The 20,297-nt window shown below is 38.9% G+C and carries 15 protein-coding genes; 10 read left to right on the top strand and 5 right to left on the bottom strand.

All coding sequences use genetic code 11. From position 1 onward, the window contains the following. Positions 1 to 80 precede the first annotated feature (80 nt). The 8 genes from abc-f to rodA all read left to right on the top strand — a co-directional run bounded on the left by abc-f (position 81) and on the right by rodA (position 11,582). Positions 81 to 2,036 (top strand): ribosomal protection-like ABC-F family protein, encoded by a 1,956-nt coding sequence (gene abc-f / locus PHO71_RS15865; RefSeq protein WP_300205169.1) that lies wholly within the window; start codon positions 81 to 83, stop codon positions 2,034 to 2,036. A 57-nt stretch (positions 2,037 to 2,093) separates the two neighbouring features. Then, on the top strand, positions 2,094 to 4,130 hold the full coding sequence (locus tag PHO71_RS15870) for a M13 family metallopeptidase (protein WP_300205171.1): 2,037 nt from the start codon (positions 2,094 to 2,096) through the stop codon (positions 4,128 to 4,130). Positions 4,131 to 4,280: 150 nt separating this feature from the next. Beyond that, positions 4,281 to 5,804: a bifunctional phosphoribosylaminoimidazolecarboxamide formyltransferase/IMP cyclohydrolase gene (gene purH, locus PHO71_RS15875; RefSeq protein ID WP_300205173.1), complete on the top strand. Its 1,524-nt coding sequence runs from the start codon at positions 4,281 to 4,283 to the stop codon at positions 5,802 to 5,804. A 105-nt stretch (positions 5,805 to 5,909) separates the two neighbouring features. After that, complete coding sequence (locus PHO71_RS15880; RefSeq protein WP_300205175.1) at positions 5,910 to 6,932, top strand: rod shape-determining protein; 1,023 nt, start codon at positions 5,910 to 5,912, stop codon at positions 6,930 to 6,932. Positions 6,933 to 6,939: 7 nt separating this feature from the next. Then, entirely contained in the window at positions 6,940 to 7,785 is an 846-nt protein-coding gene (gene mreC, locus PHO71_RS15885; RefSeq protein ID WP_300205177.1) for a rod shape-determining protein MreC, read from the top strand. Next, a complete protein-coding gene (gene mreD, locus PHO71_RS15890; RefSeq protein WP_300205179.1) occupies positions 7,782 to 8,279 on the top strand; it encodes a rod shape-determining protein MreD in 498 nt (165 codons plus the stop codon). Before mreC ends, mreD begins: the two co-directional genes overlap by 4 nt. Before the next feature lie 2 nt (positions 8,280 to 8,281). Next, positions 8,282 to 10,144, top strand: coding sequence for a penicillin-binding protein 2 (locus tag PHO71_RS15895; protein WP_300205181.1), 1,863 nt, complete (start codon positions 8,282 to 8,284; stop codon positions 10,142 to 10,144). Next, on the top strand, positions 10,125 to 11,582 hold the full coding sequence (gene rodA / locus PHO71_RS15900; protein WP_300205183.1) for a rod shape-determining protein RodA: 1,458 nt from the start codon (positions 10,125 to 10,127) through the stop codon (positions 11,580 to 11,582). The genes PHO71_RS15895 and rodA overlap by 20 nt, the downstream gene beginning before the upstream one ends. Here the strand turns inward: rodA and gldH are convergent. The 4 genes from gldH to metF are packed head-to-tail and all read right to left on the bottom strand — an operon-like array spanning position 11,579 to position 15,648. After that, positions 11,579 to 12,058, bottom strand: a complete 480-nt coding sequence (gene gldH / locus PHO71_RS15905; protein WP_300205185.1) for a gliding motility lipoprotein GldH — start codon at positions 12,056 to 12,058, stop codon at positions 11,579 to 11,581. The two genes, rodA and gldH, sit on opposite strands and share 4 nt — an antisense overlap. Beyond that, positions 12,036 to 13,553 (bottom strand): regulatory iron-sulfur-containing complex subunit RicT, encoded by a 1,518-nt coding sequence (gene ricT / locus PHO71_RS15910; RefSeq protein ID WP_300205187.1) that lies wholly within the window; start codon positions 13,551 to 13,553, stop codon positions 12,036 to 12,038. The genes gldH and ricT overlap by 23 nt, the downstream gene beginning before the upstream one ends. A gap of 15 nt (positions 13,554 to 13,568) precedes the next feature. Then, positions 13,569 to 14,693, bottom strand: a complete 1,125-nt coding sequence (locus PHO71_RS15915; protein WP_300205189.1) for a DNA polymerase III subunit delta — start codon at positions 14,691 to 14,693, stop codon at positions 13,569 to 13,571. A gap of 1 nt (position 14,694) precedes the next feature. Next, positions 14,695 to 15,648: a methylenetetrahydrofolate reductase [NAD(P)H] gene (metF, locus tag PHO71_RS15920; RefSeq protein ID WP_300205191.1), complete on the bottom strand. Its 954-nt coding sequence runs from the start codon at positions 15,646 to 15,648 to the stop codon at positions 14,695 to 14,697. A gap of 571 nt (positions 15,649 to 16,219) precedes the next feature. Between metF and PHO71_RS15925 the strand changes: the two genes are divergently transcribed. After that, positions 16,220 to 18,070, top strand: coding sequence for a hypothetical protein (locus tag PHO71_RS15925; protein ID WP_300205193.1), 1,851 nt, complete (start codon positions 16,220 to 16,222; stop codon positions 18,068 to 18,070). A 163-nt stretch (positions 18,071 to 18,233) separates the two neighbouring features. Here PHO71_RS15925 and PHO71_RS15930 read toward each other — a convergent pair whose 3' ends face one another. Further along, a complete protein-coding gene (locus PHO71_RS15930) occupies positions 18,234 to 18,746 on the bottom strand; it encodes a ferritin-like domain-containing protein (RefSeq protein ID WP_300205195.1) in 513 nt (170 codons plus the stop codon). 461 nt (positions 18,747 to 19,207) lie between these two features. Between PHO71_RS15930 and PHO71_RS15935 the strand changes: the two genes are divergently transcribed. Further along, positions 19,208 to 19,459, top strand: coding sequence for a hypothetical protein (locus PHO71_RS15935; RefSeq protein WP_300205197.1), 252 nt, complete (start codon positions 19,208 to 19,210; stop codon positions 19,457 to 19,459). Positions 19,460 to 20,297: the final 838 nt, after the last annotated feature.

Genomic DNA, 20,297 nt, shown 5'->3' on the forward strand with positions numbered 1-20,297 from the left:
TTCTTTTTCATCTATTAGGTGCTTTTTCCGCAGGGATGCGTTATCTTTGCAGTCCAAAATCTTATTAATCAGAGACAGAAGTGATTTCAGTAGAAGGATTATCAGTAGAATTTAATGCAACGCCGTTATTCCAAGACGTTAGCTATGTTATTAATAAAAAAGATCGGATTGCGTTAGTCGGTAAGAATGGTGCAGGTAAATCGACTATGCTAAAAATTTTAGCAGGTCTGCAAATGCCGACACATGGGACGATAGCTGTCCCAAAAGAAGTAACAATCGGGTATTTGCCACAAGTTATGATTCTCTCTGATAACCGTACGGTAATGGGAGAGGCAGAACAAGCTTTTGAAGATATATTTAACCTTCAGGCACGACTGGAACAAATGAATCGGGAACTAGCCGAACGGACAGACTATGAATCGGAAGAATATCACCAGTTAATAGATCGTTTTACTCATGAAAATGATCGTTTCCTGATGATGGGAGGAACAAATTATCAGGCAGAAATTGAACGCACTCTACTAGGGTTGGGATTCAGTAGGGAAGACTTCCAACGTCCGACTTCTGAATTTTCCGGTGGATGGAGAATGCGTATTGAATTGGCAAAACTACTTTTGCGCCGTCCTGACGTACTTCTTCTTGATGAGCCTACTAACCATCTTGATATCGAGAGTATTCAATGGCTGGAGAACTTTCTTGCAACTCGTGCCAATGCTGTTGTATTGGTTAGCCATGACCGCGCTTTTCTGAATAATGTAACTACTCGTACCATTGAAATCACCTGTGGGCAGATTTATGACTATAAAGTGAAATATGATGAGTTTGTTGTGTTGAGGAAGGAACGCCGCGAACAGCAACTTCGTGCTTATGAAAACCAACAAAAGCAGATTGGAGATACGGAAGCTTTTATTGAACGCTTTCGATATAAAGCAACAAAAGCGGTACAAGTGCAGAGCCGTATCAAACAGTTGGAGAAAATAGATCGTATTGAAGTTGATGAAGAAGATAACTCCTCATTGCGTTTGAAATTTCCTCCTGCGAGCCGTAGTGGAAGTTATCCTGTAATATGTGAAGATGTTCGAAAAGTTTATGGAGAACATATTGTTTTTCAGGATGTGAATCTTCGAATCAATCGTGGAGAGAAAATAGCATTCGTCGGTAAGAATGGTGAAGGCAAATCTACGTTGGTGAAGTGTATAATGGATGAAATTGATTTTGATGGTAAGCTGACAATTGGTCATAATGTACAAATCGGTTACTTTGCACAGAATCAAGCACAAATGTTGGATGAAAGTCTGACAGTTTTTGATACGATTGATAATGTTGCTACAGGCGATATCCGTCTAAAAATACGTGATATCTTAGGTGCCTTCATGTTTGGAGGCGAAGCTTCCGATAAAAAGGTGAAAGTACTTTCCGGAGGTGAACGCACTCGCTTAGCTATGATTAAATTACTGCTCGAACCTGTAAATCTTCTGATTCTGGATGAACCGACTAACCATCTTGATATGCGTTCAAAAGACGTATTGAAAGATGCCATTCGCGATTTTGACGGAACAGTGATTATTGTTAGCCATGACCGTGATTTTTTGGATGGACTTGCAACTAAGGTATATGAATTTGGTGGTGGTGTAGTACGTGAGCACTTGGGAGGTATCTACGAATTTCTTCAGAAGAAAAAGATTGATAGCCTGAATGAGCTTCAAAAAGGGACGTCCCTTTCTTCTTCTCCTACAACATCTTCCAAAGAGACAGAGTCGGAAACAATTCAGCCTTCCGAGAACAAACTATCCTATGAAGCTCAAAAAGAACTTAATAAGAAAATTAAAAAGCTTGAACGTCAGGTCGCTGACTGTGAATCGTCTATTGAAGAGTCGGAAGCTGCGATTGCCATTCTGGAAGAAAAAATGGCAACTCCTGAAGGTTCTTCAGATATGCAACTCTACGAACGACATCAAAAAATGAAACGACAATTGGATGATATTGTCGAGGAATGGGAACGTGTCTCGATGGAATTGGAAGAAGCAAAAGGCTAATGTGATGATAAGCTGATAGACAAAAAATGATAATTGAGTATAAATAAATTATTCACAATGAAAATAACCAAGTATTTACCAATTCTTGCAGTATGCCTTATGACAACTGGATGTAATAGTAAGAAAGGTGCGATGCGTGCATCTGGCATCGACCTTGCAAATCTGGATACTACGGCTTTGCCGGGTACTAGTTTTTATCAATATGCCTGTGGAGGCTGGATACAAGCTCATCCGCTGACAGACGAGTATTCACGTTTTGGGTCTTTTGATATGCTCAACGAGAATAATCGGGAACAGTTGAAAGGATTGATTGCTGAACTTGCTGCAAAGAAAGATAATGTTCCGGGCAGTGCAGCTCAGAAAGTAGGTGACCTTTATAACATTGCAATGGATAGTGTGAAACTGAATCAGGATGGTTTTACTCCTATCAAAGAAGAACTGATTGCAATCGATGGTCTTAAAGGTAAAGAAGATATATATGTATATCTAGCTGAAATCCAGAAGAAAGGTATCCGTCCTTATTTTATGCTTTATGTAGGTGCCGACGAAATGAATAGTTCCATGAATATTGTTCAGACCTATCAAGGAGGTTTAGGGATGGGACAACGTGACTATTACCTGGAAAATGACGAACAGACTAAAAAGATTCGTGATAAATATCAGGAACATATTGCCAAGATGTTCCAACTGGCAGGTTATGATGAGGCTACTGCAAAGAAAGCCGTGACTGCTGTGATGAACATTGAAACGCGTCTTGCACAGGCTTCCCGTTCTCAGGTTGAATTGCGTGATCCCCATGCTAACTACAATAAGGTGGATATCGAAAAGTTGAAAAAGGATTTCCCGACTTTCAATTGGGATGTTTATTTTACAACTTCCGGGCTGAAAGATCTTAAAGAAGTAAATGTTTGTCAGCCTGACGCGATGAAAGAAGTGGCAGCTATTATCGATACTGTACCTCTTGAAGATCAGAAACTGTATCTGCAATGGAATTTAATAGACGCAGCCGCCGGTTATCTGAGTGATGATTTTGTAGCTCAGAACTTCGATTTTTATGGTAAAACAATGTCTGGTAAACAAGAGATGCAGCCTCGTTGGAAACGTGCGGTAAGTACGGTAGATGGTTCTCTTGGTGAAGTTGTTGGACAAATGTACGTAGAGAAATATTTTCCGGCTGCTGCCAAAGAACGTATGGTAACACTGGTTAAGAATTTGCAGATTTCTTTGGGTGAACGCATCAAGGAATTGGAATGGATGAGTGAACCGACCAAAGAGAAAGCATTGGATAAGCTGTCTGCTTTCCATGTAAAGATCGGTTATCCTGATAAATGGAAAGATTACTCTGCGCTGGAGATTAAAGATGATTCTTATTGGGCTAACATCGAACGCGCTAACGCATGGGATTTTATCGAAATGATTTCTAAAGCCGGAAAGCCTGTAGATAAGGATGAATGGTTGATGACTCCTCAGACTGTCAATGCTTATTATAATCCAACTACCAATGAAATCTGTTTTCCGGCTGCTATCCTGCAACCTCCTTTCTTTGATATGAATGCCGACGATGCAACCAATTATGGAGCAATCGGAGTAGTGATCGGTCATGAAATGACTCATGGTTTTGATGACCAGGGACGTCAATATGACAAACAAGGAAACCTAAAAGACTGGTGGACGGAAGAAGATGCTAAAAAGTTTGATGAACGTGCCCAAGTAATGGTAAACTTCTTTGATAGTATCGAAGTCGCTCCGGGGGTATATGCTAATGGTAGTTTGACTTTGGGTGAGAACATTGCCGACCATGGAGGTTTGCAGGTCTCTTTCCAGGCTTTCAAGAAAGCAATGGAACAAGCTCCGCTGGAAGTTGTAGATGGTTTTACTCCCGAACAACGCTTCTTTCTGGCTTATGCTAATGTATGGGCGGGAAATATCCGCCCTGAAGAAATCCTTCGTTTAACGAAACTGGATCCTCACTCATTAGGCAAATGGCGTGTAGACGGAGCACTGCCTCATATTGGTAAATGGTACGAAGCATTCAATATCACAGAACAAGATTCTATGTTTGTACCGAAAGATAAACGAGCTGCTATTTGGTAATATTTTATTAATTAGATAGTAGAAGTAAAGAAGCGTTGGCTTTTCCCTGGGAATAGCTAACGCTTTTTTTTATTAATTCCCACCTTATTTATTACGTACGATAAACAATATTTTGTAACTTTGCCCTTCAAATACTTAATAAGCAATTCAATGTCAGAGTCTAAAAGAATAAAAACCGCATTGGTATCTGTATACCACAAGGAAGGTTTGGATGAAATTATTACCAAACTTCATGAAGAGGGAGTAGAGTTTCTGTCTACAGGTGGAACTCGCCAGTTTATTGAATCATTGGGATATCCTTGCAAAGCAGTGGAAGATTTGACCACATATCCTTCTATTTTGGGAGGTCGCGTAAAGACATTGCATCCCAAGATTTTCGGAGGTATTCTTTGCCGTCGTGGTTTGGAGCAAGATATACAACAGATCGAAAAATATGAAATTCCTGAAATAGATTTGGTCATTGTTGATTTATATCCGTTCGAAGCTACTGTAGCTTCCGGTGCATCTGAAGCAGATATTATTGAAAAAATCGATATAGGCGGAATTTCTTTAATTCGTGCCGCAGCTAAGAACTACAACGACGTAATAATCGTAGCTTCTCAAGCTCAATATAAACCATTGCTGGATATGTTGATGGAACACGGTTCTACTTCAACACTCGAAGAACGCCGTTGGATGGCAAAAGAAGCTTTTGCAGTTTCTTCTCATTACGATTCAGCTATCTTTAACTACTTTGACGCCGGTGAAGGTTCTGCTTTCCGTTGTTCTGTAAACAATCAGAAGCAGCTTCGTTATGGCGAAAACCCACATCAGAAAGGTTATTTCTACGGAAATCTGGAAGCTATGTTCGACCAGATTCACGGAAAGGAAATTTCATACAATAATCTGCTTGATATCAATGCTGCCGTTGATCTGATTGATGAGTTCGATGATCTTACTTTCGCTATCCTGAAACATAATAATGCTTGTGGTCTGGCTTCTCGTCCAACTGTTTTGGAAGCTTGGGAAGATGCATTGGCCGGTGATCCGGTTTCTGCTTTCGGAGGAGTCTTGATTACGAATGGCGTGATAGATAAAGCTGCTGCAGAAGAAATCAACAAGATTTTCTTCGAAGTAATCATTGCACCGGATTATGATGTGGATGCGCTCGAAATTTTGGGACAGAAAAAGAACCGCATTATTTTGGTTCGTAAAGAAGGTAAATTGCCGAAGAAACAGTTCCGTGCTTTGTTGAACGGTGTACTGGTTCAGGACAAAGATACAAATATTGAAACGGAAGCCGATCTGAAAACTGTAACAGATAAAGCTCCTACTCCGGAAGAAGTAGAAGATATGCTGTTTGCCAATAAGATTGTGAAGAATAGTAAGTCAAACGCCATTGTATTGGCAAAAAACAAGCAATTGTTGGCGAGCGGTGTTGGTCAGACATCACGTGTAGACGCCTTGAAACAAGCAATTGAAAAAGCTAAATCATTCGGTTTCGACCTGAATGGTGCAGTGATGGCTTCCGATGCCTTCTTCCCTTTCCCCGACTGTGTGGAAATCGCCGATAAAGAAGGCGTTGCAGCAGTTATTCAACCGGGTGGTTCCGTCAAAGATGATTTGTCTTTCGCTTATTGCAATGAGCATGGAATGTCAATGGTGACTACTGGTATCCGTCATTTTAAACATTAATATAAATTCAATGAAGAATGAAGAACTGGCAATGTAGAATTACCATGTATTTGGGTGACTCTCATTTTTAATTCTTCATTCTTAATTCTTCATTAAAAAAGAAATATGGGATTATTCTCTTTTACACAAGAAATAGCGATGGACTTGGGTACAGCCAATACCATCATCATCACAAATGGTAAGATTGTGGTGGATGAGCCTTCGGTTGTTGCCTTGGATCGCCGTACGGATAAGATGATTGCCGTGGGGGAAAAGGCAAAGTTAATGCATGAAAAAACCCATGAGAACATTCGTACTATCCGTCCGTTGAGAGATGGAGTGATTGCCGACTTCTATGCTTGCGAGCAAATGATGCGCGGTTTGATTAAGCGGGTTAATACTCGTAATCATTTATTTTCACCTTCTTTACGTATGGTGATTGGTGTTCCGTCAGGAAGTACGGAAGTCGAACTCCGTGCCGTGCGCGACTCTGCCGAACATGCAGGTGGACGTGATGTTTATTTGATATTCGAACCGATGGCTGCGGCGATTGGTATTGGTATTGATGTGGAAGCTCCTGAAGGAAATATGATTGTTGATATAGGTGGAGGTTCTACCGAAATTGCTGTTATCTCTTTGGGAGGTATCGTTTCTAATAACTCTATCCGCATTGCCGGTGATGATTTGACCGCTGATATTCAGGAATACATGAGCCGTCAGCACAATGTAAAAGTCAGCGAACGTATGGCTGAACGTATTAAGATTAATGTAGGTGCTGCTCTGACTGAATTGGGTGAGGACGCTCCGGAAGATTATATTGTTCACGGTCCTAACCGTATAACGGCACTTCCGATGGAAGTTCCCGTATGCTATCAGGAAGTAGCTCATTGTTTGGAAAAATCAATATCCAAGATTGAGACTGCTATCTTAAGTGCATTGGAAAATACACCGCCGGAATTGTATGCTGATATTGTGCATAATGGTATCTATCTTGCTGGTGGTGGTGCATTGTTACGTGGGCTGGACAAGCGTCTGACGGATAAGATAAATATACCTTTCCATATTGCGGAAGATCCCTTGCATGCAGTAGCAAAAGGCACAGGGGTAGCGTTAAAGAATGTAGACCGTTTCTCATTCTTAATGAGATAGGCAGGAGATGCGGAATTTAATCAACTTCCTTTTGAAATACAATTACTGGTTCCTCTTTATCATATTAGAGGTAGCCAGTTTTGTTTTGTTATTTCGATTTAACCATTATCAGCAGAGTACTTTCTTTACTTCTGCCAATGTGGTTGTGGGGGCTGTTTATGATGTTTCCGGGAGTGTTACCTCCTATTTTCACTTGAAATCGGTTAATGCAGACCTGTTGGACCGTAATATGTTGCTTGAGGAAAAAATTAATAATCTGGAAAAGGCATTGAAAGACCAACAACTCGATTCTGTCACAATTAACAGTATCAAAGAAATTCCTCAAACGGATTATCAGCTATTCAAGGCTCACGTAATCAAGAACAGCCTGAATATGGCAGATAATTACATTACTCTTGATAAAGGTGCTTCGGCAGGTATTCGTCCGGAGATGGGAGTAGTGGATGGAAATGGAATTGTGGGAATTGTATATGAGACTTCTCCCTCTTACTCAGTAGTAATTTCGATATTAAACAGCAAGTCTAACATTAGTTGTAAGATTGTAGGCAGTGACTATTTCGGTTATCTGAAATGGGAACATGGAGACTCGCAATTTGGTTATTTGAAAGATTTGCCTCGCCATGCTGAGTTCAATTTGGGAGATACCGTAGTGACTAGTGGCTTTTCGACTGTCTTTCCCGAAGGCATTATGATAGGAACTGTAGATGATATGTCCGACTCCAATGACGGTTTATCTTATTTGCTAAAAATTAAATTGGCTACAGATTTCGGTAAGCTAAGTGACGTGCGGGTGATTGCGCGAAAAGGACAACAGGAACAACTAGAACTTGAAAACAAGGCTACTAAACAATGATTATTACCTTTATACATAGGATAGGATGGTTTTTAGGACTGGTACTGCTCCAAGTACTAATCCTAAACAACGTACACATTGCCGGATATGCTACTCCCTTTCTTTATATTTACTTTATATTGAAGCTTAGTTCTGGCACTTCCCGGAATGAACTTATGCTGTGGGCTTTTTTTTTAGGACTCACTATTGACATTTTTGCTGATACTCCGGGAATGAATGCGGCGGCAACTGTTTGGTTGGCTTTTCTTCGTCCTTCCCTATTGCGTTTGTTCACTCCACGTGATACATTGGATAGTATTGTACCTTCTTTCAAAACGATGGGGATAGCACCCTTTCTGAAATATACGACTACAAGTGTCTTTATACATAGTTTAGCATTACTCACCATTGAGTTCTTCTCGTTTTCCAGCATACTGCTGTTGTTATTGCGGGTAGCTTTGTGCACCCTTTTGACCGTGACTTGCATTGTAGCTGTTGAAGGTATAAGGAGATAAGGATGGCAAAAGATTATATATTAGAAAAACGAAAGTTTGTTATCGGTGGAATTACCCTGTGCATCGTATTGATTTATCTGATACGTCTTTTTATTTTGCAGATTATGACTGATGACTATAAAAAGAATGCCGATAGCAACGCATTTTTAAATAAAATCCAATATCCGTCCCGTGGAGCAATTTATGATCGTAATGGTAAATTGTTAGTATTTAACCAACCGGCTTATGACATTACCATTATTCCAAAAGAAGTGGAGAATCTGGATACGCTCGATTTATGTCAATCTTTAGGGATTACTCGTGCACAGTTTCTTAAAATTATGGTTGATATGAAAGATCGTCGCCGAAATCCCGGGTATTCCAAGTATACAAACCAATTATTCATGTCTCAACTTTCAGCGGAGGAGTGTGGCATCTTTCAGGAAAAGCTATTTAAGTTTCGTGGTTTCTATATTCAACGCCGTACCATTCGTCAATATTCTTATAATGCTGCCGCACATGCTTTGGGAGACATTGGAGAAATCTCAGCTAAAGCACTTGAGGAAGATGAAGAAGGATATTATATTCGTGGAGACTATGTTGGTACATCGGGAGTTGAAAAATCATACGAGAAATACTTGCGTGGTGAAAAGGGAATTGAAGTTTTACTTCGGGATGCTCACGGTCGTATACAGGGACATTATATGGATGGGGAATATGACCATCCTTCCGTGCCCGGAAAGAATCTGACTCTAGGTTTGGATATTGACTTGCAAATACTGGGTGAGCGGTTATTAAAAAATAAGATTGGTAGCATTGTTGCCATTGAACCGAAAACGGGAGATATTCTTTGCATGGTATCTTCTCCTAATTTTGATCCTCATTTGATGATTGGACGTCAGCGTGGAAAGAATCATCTGATGCTGCAACGCGATAAGATGAAACCCCTTCTTAATCGTGCAATGACAGGAACCTATCCTCCGGGATCTACTTTTAAAACGGCACAGGGATTGACGTTTTTACAAGAAGGAATTGTGACAAAAGATAGTCCTGCTTTCCCATGCTCACATGGTTTTCATTATGGGCGATTGACAGTAGGTTGCCATACGCATGGTTCACCATTGTCTTTAATTCCATCTATTGCAACATCCTGTAACTCTTATTTTTGTTGGGGACTGTTCCGTATGTTTGGTGATCGTAAATACGGTTCTCCTCAAAATGCTATTACGGTTTGGAAGGATCATATGGTGTCACAAGGATTTGGCTATAAATTAGGTGTCGATCTGCCGGCAGAAAAAAGAGGACTGATTCCGAATGCTCAGTTCTATGACAAGGCTTATCGCAATCGCTGGAATGGACTTACTGTGATCAGTATCTCTATCGGGCAAGGTGAAGTGCTGGCTACTCCTCTTCAGATAGCTAATCTGGGGGCTACTATTGCCAACCGCGGGCATTTTATTACGCCGCATATTGTAAAGGAGATACAAGATAATCAGTTGGATAGCACCTATCGCTTTGCACGTTATCCGACTATTGAGAAACAGCATTATGAATCTGTAGTAGAAGGTATGCGTGCTGCAGCTATGGTAGGAACTTGCCGTTTATTGACATCGATGGTGCCTGAACTGGAGGCGTGCGGTAAAACCGGAACGGCACAGAACAAAGGACACGACCACTCTGCATTTTTGGGATTTGCACCGATGAATAACCCTAAAATTGCAATTGCAGTTTATGTTGAAAACGGAGGATGGGGAGCTACTTATGGTGTACCTATCGGTGCATTGATGATGGAGCAGTATATAAAAGGAAAGTTGTCTCCTGAAAATGAATTAGTAGCAGAAGAAATCAGTAATAGAATTATATTATATGGTGACGAGGAGCGATAGTTTGTGGAAAACATTGGATTGGGTGACAATTTGCATTTATCTGATCCTGATAGTTGCCGGGTGGTTCAGTGTTTGTGGAGCCAGTTATGATTATGGGGACCGCGATTTTCTGGACTTCTCTACCCGTGCCGGCAAGCAGTTTGTTTGGATTATCTGTTCGTTCGGACTAGGCTTTGTCCTATTAATGCTGGAAGATAGGATGTACGATATGTTCGGGTATATTATATATATAGGACTTATTTTGTTACTTATTGTAACAATTTTCATAGCGCCAGATACGAAAGGTTCTCGCTCTTGGTTAGTGATGGGACCTATCAGCCTGCAACCTGCAGAGTTTGCTAAGTTTGCTACAGCATTGGCACTTGCTAAGTATATGAATTCTTACTCCTTTAGCATTAAAAAGGAAAAATGTGCATTGGTTTTAGGATTAATCATTCTGCTCCCAATGCTTTTGATCATAGGACAGAGGGAAACGGGTTCGGCATTGGTGTATCTGGCTTTCTTTTTAGTTCTGTATCGCGAAGGAATGCCGGGAGTTGTCCTTTTTGCCGGAGTTTGTGCAGTTGTGTATTTTGTAGTTGGTATCCGTTTTGATGAAATATATATAGCTGATACACCCACACCTCTGGGTGAATTTATTGTATTGATGCTGATCATGGTGTTTGCCGGTGGAATGGTATGGGTATACCGTAAAAAGTGGGAACCAACACGGAATATAATTGGAGGAAGCCTGCTTATTATGCTTATTGCTTATTTAATATCGGAATATTGGATACATTTTAGTTTGGTATGGGTACAATGGGGACTTTGTGCTTTTATCTTGGCTTATTTAATATATCTAGGCTTGGGTGAACGGCAGCGTGCTTATTTTCTGATTGCTCTCTTTGCAATCGGTTCTATCGGATTCTTATATTCCAGCAATTATGTATTTGATAATATACTCGAACCTCATCAGCAGGTGCGTATTAAAGTTGTATTAGGGTTGGAAGAAGACTTGACAGGAGCGGGTTATAATGTAAACCAATCTAAAATTGCTATTGGTTCCGGTGGATTGACCGGAAAAGGTTTTTTGAATGGAACCCAGACAAAGTTAAAATATGTTCCGGAACAAGACACTGACTTTATTTTTTGTACTGTAGGAGAGGAACAAGGCTTTGTTGGTTCGGCAGCTGTACTATTGGTTTTTCTTGTGCTGATTCTTCGGTTGATAGCTTTGGCAGAACGACAACCTTCTGCTTTTGGACGTGTATATGGATATTCGGTAGTCAGTATTTTCCTTTTCCACTTGTTTATCAATGTCGGTATGGTATTGGGATTGACTCCGGTAATTGGTATTCCGTTACCGTTTTTCAGCTATGGAGGTTCTTCTTTGTGGGGCTTTACGATATTATTATTTATTTTCCTGAGGATTGATGCCGGACGTGGTAGAAGGCTTTAGTTATGTTGCTTTTCGATTCGGATACCGATGTCATTGAGGCCTTCCAGTTTTTCATCTTTCATGCCACTTGTAATGCTGAATGTATAATTCCCCGAACATAACGGGCGAACAGATTTGAAGAAAACAGCTGATTGATAAATGCTTCCCCAACCCTTTCCCTTCCATTTTCCTGTGGAATCTGCCAGGTTGATCGTTAATGTATCTAGCTGAAATACGGTGGAATCTTGCAAATTCTGGCTAATGAATAAATGAAGATTATGATAGGGATAATTACTCCTGTTTCGAACCTCTGCAAACAATCTGATTGTAGGAGGAACTGAATCAGTTATAGGTATATGGAAAGAGAGTGTATCACTCTTCTCCCATCCTTTTTCGGGAAGGGTTTGGTAAGAGTGATACACAGTATTCTCATTGCATGCTACCATCAGAGAGGCGGCAAGTGAACAAAATAAACTATTCCTGAACAGGCTTTTCATTATTTTGTGGTTTCTCTTGATTCCTGTTTCTTTCCGGCCTGGGAGATCGGTCTTGATCAGACTGACGCTCTTGTCCTTGAGGACGCTCTTGGATCTGCGGGCGCTCTTGTCTCTGTGGACGTTGTTGTCCGCGTTCAGGACTCGGCTGGCGTTCTGAATTTAGATTTTGTTGTCTTTCAGGATTCTGTACTCTTTCCGGGCGTCCGTTTTCATTATTACGTCCTTGGTTCTGACCTTTATTCCTGTTGTTGTTTCTAGGACGGTTGTCTTTATCACCTCTGTTAGTGTTTTCGTTTTCTACCACCTGCGGGCGATTTTCATTTTCCCGTGATGGTTGCTGTGGACGATTCACCCCTTCAACTTGTTGTTGCGGGCGATTATTATTTCCCTTTTTCTTCTTTTTATTCCGGTTACTAATATTATTTCCATCTTTAATTTTGCTACGGTCAAAGCGTGTTAAACTTTCCTGTTCCAGTAAGTCTATTGGCTTTTTCGGCTCTTGTTTGTTTTCAGCTTCCAACAAGCTATCCGGTTTCATCCCTTTCTTATTCATTGCGATGACTTCGAATGCACGTTTGCCACTTATGGTAACCAGATTAGCAGGGAAATTTCTGTCAGTAGAATAAGAGATCTGATTACTCAGAATATCTGCTTTGAAGAAATAGAAAATACCATCTTTAGTTTCTAATTCAATTTCTTTTGAAGGAAGTCGTTTTTGAGCTTCAACATAGCAATCTACTTCATAATTCAGACAGCATTTCAGTTTGGCACATTGTCCGGCAAGCTTCTGAGGATTCAGTGAGATGTCCTGATAACGTGCAGCACTAGTAGAAACAGATACAAAGCTTGTCATCCATGTAGCACAACAAAGTTCACGTCCGCAGGGGCCGATTCCTCCGATACGTCCTGCCTCCTGGCGCGCACCGATTTGCTTCATTTCGATACGTACACGGAATGCTTCAGCAAGTACCTTAATCAGTTGGCGGAAGTCCACACGTTCATCGGCAATATAGTAAAAAATAGCTTTATTACCGTCTCCCTGATACTCTACATCACCAATCTTCATATTCAGATTCAGGCTCAGAGCAATCTGTCGTGCACGAATCATGGTAGTGTGTTCTTTAGCCTTAGCTTCATTGAACTTTTCCATATCTACCGGTTTCGCTTTCCGGTATATTCTTTTTATTTCAGTATCTGCCTTGAAGTTAGCTTTCTTCATTTGCAAGGGAACCAGTCGGCCTGTCAGTGTTACAACGCCAATATCATGTCCCGGTGCAGCTTCCACAGCCACTACATCTCCCTTTTCGAGCTTGATCTTATTACTGTTGCGGTAATACCCTTTCCGAGTATTTTTGAATTGTACCTCAACCATATCACATTCTTCTGCATTACCTGGTATGTCGGCTAGCCAATCGTAAGTATTCAGCTTATTATCTTGTCGGGAGCATCCTTTGCAACAAAGACCGCCACTCCCATTATGAAGTTTAAATTCCATAGTTTATATAATTATTTATTGCTTCAACAGTACAATCATCTTCAGTGAGAAGTCGAAAAATACCATTTTAGCATTTACATTTTGTTCAATATGTTGTTGTGCCTCACTTAGTTCGTCCATGATCCCCATCACATTGCGTTCATTGACGAAAGGAGCAAAGCGGCTTGCGAAATTTTGTTCATTAATTGTCATATACGTCAGGTCACGATGATGTAGGTTGTAAATAAAGTTTTCCCTGATCATGCGTTGGCAATATTCCAAAAAGTTCTTCTGACGTTCACGTCCCATAGTGGCTACCTGTTCACTCCACATTTTCATCTCTTTGATTTTCCGTTGATAAGATAAGCGCATCAGGCTAACGAATAAATCAAAGAACAATTGATTTTCTTCATTCAAATGAATGGTTTCAAGTGCCTTGATAAAGTTTCCGTTTGCCAGATGGGCTATGGAAAGACTATCAGCGGGTTGAATTCCATACTTGGTTTGAAGTACCCGGTCAATGCTGCTTTCATCTATCCTACGTACATTCATTCGTTGGGTACGGCTAAGAATAGTAGGTAGAATCATATCCGGTGCTTCTGAAACGAGTAAGAAGATTGTCTTTTCAGGTGGTTCTTCTAGTAATTTCAGTAGTTTGTTGGCACATACCGGGTGCATTTTTTCTGGTAGCCAGACAATTGTAATTTTGAAGCCCCCCTCACTAGACTTCAGGCTAAGTTTCTTTAGAATCTCGTCACTCTCTTTTGCATAAATCAAAGCCTGAGAGTTCTCTGCATCCATGTCGCTTAACCAATGGTTCAGATTGAAATAAGAATTATTTAGCACAAAAAGACGCCAGTCAGCAATATAGTCATCACAAACTTCGCGTTTCCCTTTTGAACTTTTGACGATGGGAAAGACAAAATGTACATCGGGATGAACGAGTTTATTAAATTTTACGCAGGATGGACATATACCACAAGCATCAGTTTCACCACGGTTGGTACAACTTATGTAGCGTGCATAAGCAATGGTCAATGGCATCTTGCCGACTCCTTCCATTCCGCAAATGAGTTGGGCATGTGGAATCCGCCCTTCATTCACTTCCAGAATAAGTCGTTGCTTAATTTCTTCTTGTCCGATTACATCTCTGAAAAACATATCAATAAATTGCTTTTGCTACTTCCTTAATACTATCTACGGCTCCGATGGAGTAAAAGTGGATACTTGGAACTCCGCGAGCCATCAACTCCTTGCATTGTATTACACACCATTCGATCCCCACTTGTTCAGCTTCCGTATCATTTTTGCATTTCAAAGTTTCTTTTACTAGCTCTTCCGGCAAGTCTACTTTAAATGTTTTTGGTACCATACTCAGTTGAGACAGTTTTTTGAAAGGCTTAATACCCGGAATAATAGGTACGTTAATACCAACTGCTTTTGCTTGTTCTACAAACTCGAAATACTTATTGTTATCATAAAACAGTTGTGTCACTGCATATTCAGCTCCAGCTTCAACTTTCTTTTTCAACCAGTAAAGATCCGATTCTATATTAGGTGCTTCTTCGTGCTTTTCCGGATAGCAGGCAACTCCATAAGAGAACGGAGAACTTGTAACTTTCATTTCCGAACCATCAACAAAAATACCTTTATTAAAATTATTGATTTGTTCCTGTAAGTCGATTGCATGATAATATCCGTCACCTTCAGGAGTGAATACTGATTCGTGTTTAGCTTTGTCACCACGCAGGACGAGCAATTCTGTGATATTCAGAAATTGTAAATCCAGCAATACATATTCGGTCTCTTCACGAGTGAAACCACTACATAAGATATGGGGGACTACCGTGATATTATATTTATTTTGGATGGCAGCTGCTACAGCAACAGTTCCCGGACGTCTTCTCAAACGGTTTCGTTGGAAAAGCCCGTTGCCTAAATCTCTATATACGTATTCACTGCGATGGGTGGTAATATTGATATATTTCGGATCAAATTCTCGAAGAGTGTCGATCGTTTGATACAACTTTTCAATTCCGGTTCCTTTCAGTGGAGGTAGAATTTCAAAAGAAAAAGCTGTTTTTTCGTTACTATGTATTAAGTCAATTACTCTCATTCTTTTTGTAAAAGTTCGTTGTTTATTCAGATTAAACATACATATTGGGACAAAAATACGAAAAAAGAAAGATTTTTCTCCTCTTTTCCTCTAAAATAGTTTGGTATAAGTGGTATTAAATTGGCGAATGGTTACCCATTTGAAGATGAATGGAAAGAAAATATGTGTAACTTTCTGTTTTATATGATAATTTGGTCGTATATTTATGCCACATTTTTAATGAAGGTAAACATACATAACCCTTGATTAATGAATCAATCGATGAGAAATATCAAAAATGCTGATAGTTTGGTCTTAATTCTATTTTTGTATGAATTAAGATTGTGTTCCTTTCAGCTAGAAGTTCTTAAGAGAAATGAAAATATCTATCACAAACTCTAGTATTTGTCATGCAAATCGAACCATATCTTGGGGGCATCATAAATTGAGCATTATCTAAAATTATGGTTGAACAGACTATTCTGATAGAAGTTTGCTTAGGTGAGACTCTCTTAAAAGAAGATTTTATTAAATATTATAGAGGTCGTGAAATATGTGAATACAGAAATAAAATAATTATATATAATACGATATGAATAAACAGATTTTTTATAGAATAATTTATGTTTGTTTGTTGTTTCTCTTTGTTTCTGTTTCAGAAGCTCAAAATAAGACGGGAAAGGCTAATAATATGGTAATTGTCGATCCTTCTTTGTGGTGTGCGATAGACGGTCAAGGTAATAAAATAGATCCTGAAACTGCAATTTATCCGGATATAGCAGAGCGAAGAAATAAATATGTAGGTATTTTCTATTTTATTTGGCATGGTTGCCATGGATATGACAAACCTGCCAACCATAATGATGTCCAGATACCTACAGCAACGGATGTGGAAAGTCCTTATGATCTGTCGAAAATATTAGCAAAGAATTCGGTACAACCACAATGGGGACCTCCTCATGTCATGCATCATTGGGGAGAACCTTATCTTGGATACTATGTTTCAAATGACGAATGGGTGATCCGCAAACATGCACAAATGCTGTCGGATGCAGGTGTGGATGTTGTTATTCTGGATGTTACCAATGCCTATACTTACGTTCCTGTTGTAAAGACAATTTTGGATATTTATACTCAAATGCGTCGTGAAGGTAGTTCAACCCCTCAGTTTGCTTTTATCTTAAATTCTTCACCAACTAATACATTTAACACTCTTTATTCAGAAATATATGAAAAGAAGTTGTATGAAGACTTATGGTTCCGATGGATGGATAAACCTTTGATCTTGGTAGATCCGGATGCTGTACCTGCTACTTGCAAAGATATGTTTACTATACGGCATTCTTGGTATCTATGGAATAATAAAGGAGCGGATACTTGGTTTGGAGACGGTGTAGACAAATGGCCCTGGGCAGGATTGTATCCTCAGCAAGCCGGTATCCATGAAGGAAAGAATGAATTTGTATCAGTGGCAGCTGCTACTCATCCGATTTCGAATATCGGGCGTAGCTTTGATGTAAAGACTAATACTGAACCTGTCGTTTTCACTTCGGGGAAAGGTGAGTATTTTCAGAGTCAGTTCAATTGGGCGATGGAGTTGGACCCTACATTTTTATTCTTTACAGGGTGGAATGAATGGACTGCTCAACGCCAGATTGCATCCCGAGATAATGAAGTTTCGATGCCTGACCGACCGGTTCAAAAAGGTGATACTTATTTTGTAGATCAATACAATCATGAATTTAGTAGAGATATTGAACCTTTGAATGGTGATTTTGGAGATAATTATTATTATTTGCTGGCAGATTATATTCGGAAGTTTAAAGGTGTTCATAAATTACCTGTGACAAGAAATAAAGATAGAATTAGAATTGATGGCAATATGATGGATTGGGTTGGAGTTGATGCAGTTTATGCTGACGATCAGGGAGATACGAAACATCGTAATCATTTTGGTTGGGGGCGTTTGGGAACACTTACAAATACGACTGGAAGAAATGATATAATTCTATCAAAAATAACTACTGACGGAATTAATTTATTTTTTTATGTAAAAACTGCGGAAGCGATTACTTCATATAAAGATATGAATTGGATGCAACTGTTTTTTCAGGTGCGTGGATGTGATGCTCCTTCATGGGAAGGTTTTGAATTTGTAGTGAATAGGACAGGGGTGACTGCTGGAAAGACTTTTTTGGAAAAATGTATGGGCGGATGGAATTGGAACAAAGTGAAGTCGATCTCTTATTGCATTAAGAATAATGAAATGGAGTTGGCTATTCCGTTAAGAAGCCTTTCTATTGCTACTGATACCGGTTTTTCTATTGATTTTAAATGGATAGATAATGCAGTTGCTGATGGAGATATCCAGACTTGTATGTGTGATGGGGATTCTGCACCTAATGGACGTTTCCGTTATCGGTTTTCATATAGTAAAAAATAGCTGTTTATAATATCAAAGGTTCTTTATTTGTTCAGGATAAATTTCAGAATTAATATATCAGATGATTTATCTATTGTGTGAATTTAACCTGAGTTTGCACAAAGATTTCTATGAGTTTATACACAGGAACTTTGAGATTGCAGAACTCAGGTTAAATTAGAATTTACTTATCTAGGAAAGATTTCTTCATTCTGGCGATATCTGTCAAATAATCCTGTAGATCCTGCTCATGTTCTTCTTCTTCAGCAAGAATATGCTTTGCAATGTCACAAGTTGTAAAATCTTTGCCATTAGTAAAGTTGGCAATCTCTTGATAACGTAGAATCGCACAGCGTTCAGAGGCTACATTGTCTTTCAATAGGCTGACTGAATCAAATTCTTTGGGGGCATCATACTTGCATCTGGCAAGTTCAAACCACTTTTGAGGGTCTAGTACTGGAACACCTTCCAGTTCTATAATTCGGTCTGCAAGCAATTGGGCATGACGACGCTCTTCTTCTGCATGTTCTTCAAATTCTCCTTGTACATCGGCACGCATTGCACCCTCTACAACTAATGCACCTACCCAATATTGATAGTATGCTAACCATTCCTCAGCTAATGCTGCATTTAATTGTGAAATTAAACTTTCAATGTCCAATTTTCCCTGTAAGATTTTTACACTTTCTCTAGCCATAATTTAAAGTTTAAGTTAATATGTTTAAGTCGTATTTGGTAACAGATAAAATATGCTTTTGTTTGAGATATGTCGAAGATTTAACAGAAATGTTCTAGGATATGATTCTGGTTGGCTGTTTTCTCTAATCTTTTACATAAAAAAATGAAATTGGAGTAATATTCATAAAGGAAATTGTTTACTTTTGTATTGTATTTCATTAAGAAATATGTTTCTTAGACTAGGAGATATCTAGTTATTATCTGCCACTATAAATCTGGTAAATTTGTGCATACGCAGGTAATAAATGAGAGGTCTCCATGTTCAGTTTGATTATAACTTTGGTTATATATTCTCTGGGCGTGGAGCTATTGCTCATTATTCGTATGCAGGTTTACCAGAACCTATAGTGGAATAATAGTAATAGTTCCTGCCCCTTTTTCAAGAAGGAGTGCGGAACGGTAATTTAAAACTTATGAATTATGGAAAACCGCGTTTGTTCTTGCCGTATGAAGGTTGATTTGGAAAGGTCAAGTGATAAAATTCTGTTTTTGGAGGAAAATTGGGCTTCTTTATTTGATAATATTGAATGTGGCTCATTGGCTACTAAAGACGATGTTTGTGCACGTTGTTTGCTTAGTACTGCACTGAAATTAATTCAATGTGAACAAAAACATTCTTTACTAGCTAAGTTAAAATTGAAATTGCATTTGTTTTTTCATAATAAACATTAATCTTTCACAGTTTCAGCATTTTGCTCTATTTTTTAACTAAAATTGCTTGCTGAAGTTTTTTTTCGCTCATTTCATTATCACTTTTATGAAGTAATACCTTGATAGTGATTTTAGAAGTGATAATAATAAATATGTATGTTTTATTATCACTTATTATTATTCTGTTATTACGTTTTTATTTATATTTTATTTTTATTCTTCTTTTTTCTCCTCTTTATTTATTAGTGATTAATTGCCTGTGAAGGCTTTAATAATGGACTTTTTACATTTGTTTTGCGGTAATATATATTATGATAATTGCCTTTAGATTATTTCTAGTTTATATACGGTTATAGAATGTATGGAGGGTATCTTATATACGAGTATTCCATGTTATAAAGTAAATAAATGTTTCATATGTTGAAATAAAAAGTTTCGTCTTCTGAAACTATTTTCTCCTTTTTTTATTGATTATGCCTGGATTTACTTTACACTTTTAAGTTTTACTTTCTATTTTACTTCATATTTCATTAATACTTTTTCTACTTTGCTATCTCAGGTGAGTCTTTCTGATTAGGTCTCTCATCCTACATATCCTTTTAGCCCCTTATTCTTCCACAAGCAGAAATCATTATCATGATTTTGCTATATTAGATTCAGTATGATTTTCCGATACTCTATCCCCCCCATATTTTCCCTTTATCTGTATAGTATTAATCCGCTGAATATCAGCTATTAATACCCTACCTGATAACTATTAATACCCCACCTGATAACTATTAATGCCCTTCCTGACAACTATTAATGCCCCACCTTTAAGCTATAAACAGTCTTTTTCCCGCCCGAATATAATCACACT

The organism is Bacteroides sp., assembly GCF_028690125.1.
GTDB lineage: Bacteria > Bacteroidota > Bacteroidia > Bacteroidales > Bacteroidaceae > Bacteroides.

What these genes read in the sequence shown, in the direction of transcription:
- PHO71_RS15895 (WP_300205181.1), top strand. Translation starts at nt 8,282, where the DNA reads ATGGCAAAAGATTATATATTAGAAAAACGAAAGTTTGTTATCGGTGGA.
- gldH (WP_300205185.1), bottom strand. Translation starts at nt 12,058, where the DNA reads ATGAAAAGCCTGTTCAGGAATAGTTTATTTTGTTCACTTGCCGCCTCT.
- PHO71_RS15935 (WP_300205197.1), top strand. Translation starts at nt 19,208, where the DNA reads ATGGAAAACCGCGTTTGTTCTTGCCGTATGAAGGTTGATTTGGAAAGG.
- ricT (WP_300205187.1), bottom strand. Translation starts at nt 13,553, where the DNA reads ATGGAATTTAAACTTCATAATGGGAGTGGCGGTCTTTGTTGCAAAGGA.
- PHO71_RS15925 (WP_300205193.1), top strand. Translation starts at nt 16,220, where the DNA reads ATGAATAAACAGATTTTTTATAGAATAATTTATGTTTGTTTGTTGTTT.
- PHO71_RS15915 (WP_300205189.1), bottom strand. Translation starts at nt 14,693, where the DNA reads ATGTTTTTCAGAGATGTAATCGGACAAGAAGAAATTAAGCAACGACTT.
- purH (WP_300205173.1), top strand. Translation starts at nt 4,281, where the DNA reads ATGTCAGAGTCTAAAAGAATAAAAACCGCATTGGTATCTGTATACCAC.
- mreD (WP_300205179.1), top strand. Translation starts at nt 7,782, where the DNA reads ATGATTATTACCTTTATACATAGGATAGGATGGTTTTTAGGACTGGTA.
- mreC (WP_300205177.1), top strand. Translation starts at nt 6,940, where the DNA reads ATGCGGAATTTAATCAACTTCCTTTTGAAATACAATTACTGGTTCCTC.
- PHO71_RS15930 (WP_300205195.1), bottom strand. Translation starts at nt 18,746, where the DNA reads ATGGCTAGAGAAAGTGTAAAAATCTTACAGGGAAAATTGGACATTGAA.
- metF (WP_300205191.1), bottom strand. Translation starts at nt 15,648, where the DNA reads ATGAGAGTAATTGACTTAATACATAGTAACGAAAAAACAGCTTTTTCT.
- PHO71_RS15870 (WP_300205171.1), top strand. Translation starts at nt 2,094, where the DNA reads ATGAAAATAACCAAGTATTTACCAATTCTTGCAGTATGCCTTATGACA.
- PHO71_RS15880 (WP_300205175.1), top strand. Translation starts at nt 5,910, where the DNA reads ATGGGATTATTCTCTTTTACACAAGAAATAGCGATGGACTTGGGTACA.
- rodA (WP_300205183.1), top strand. Translation starts at nt 10,125, where the DNA reads ATGGTGACGAGGAGCGATAGTTTGTGGAAAACATTGGATTGGGTGACA.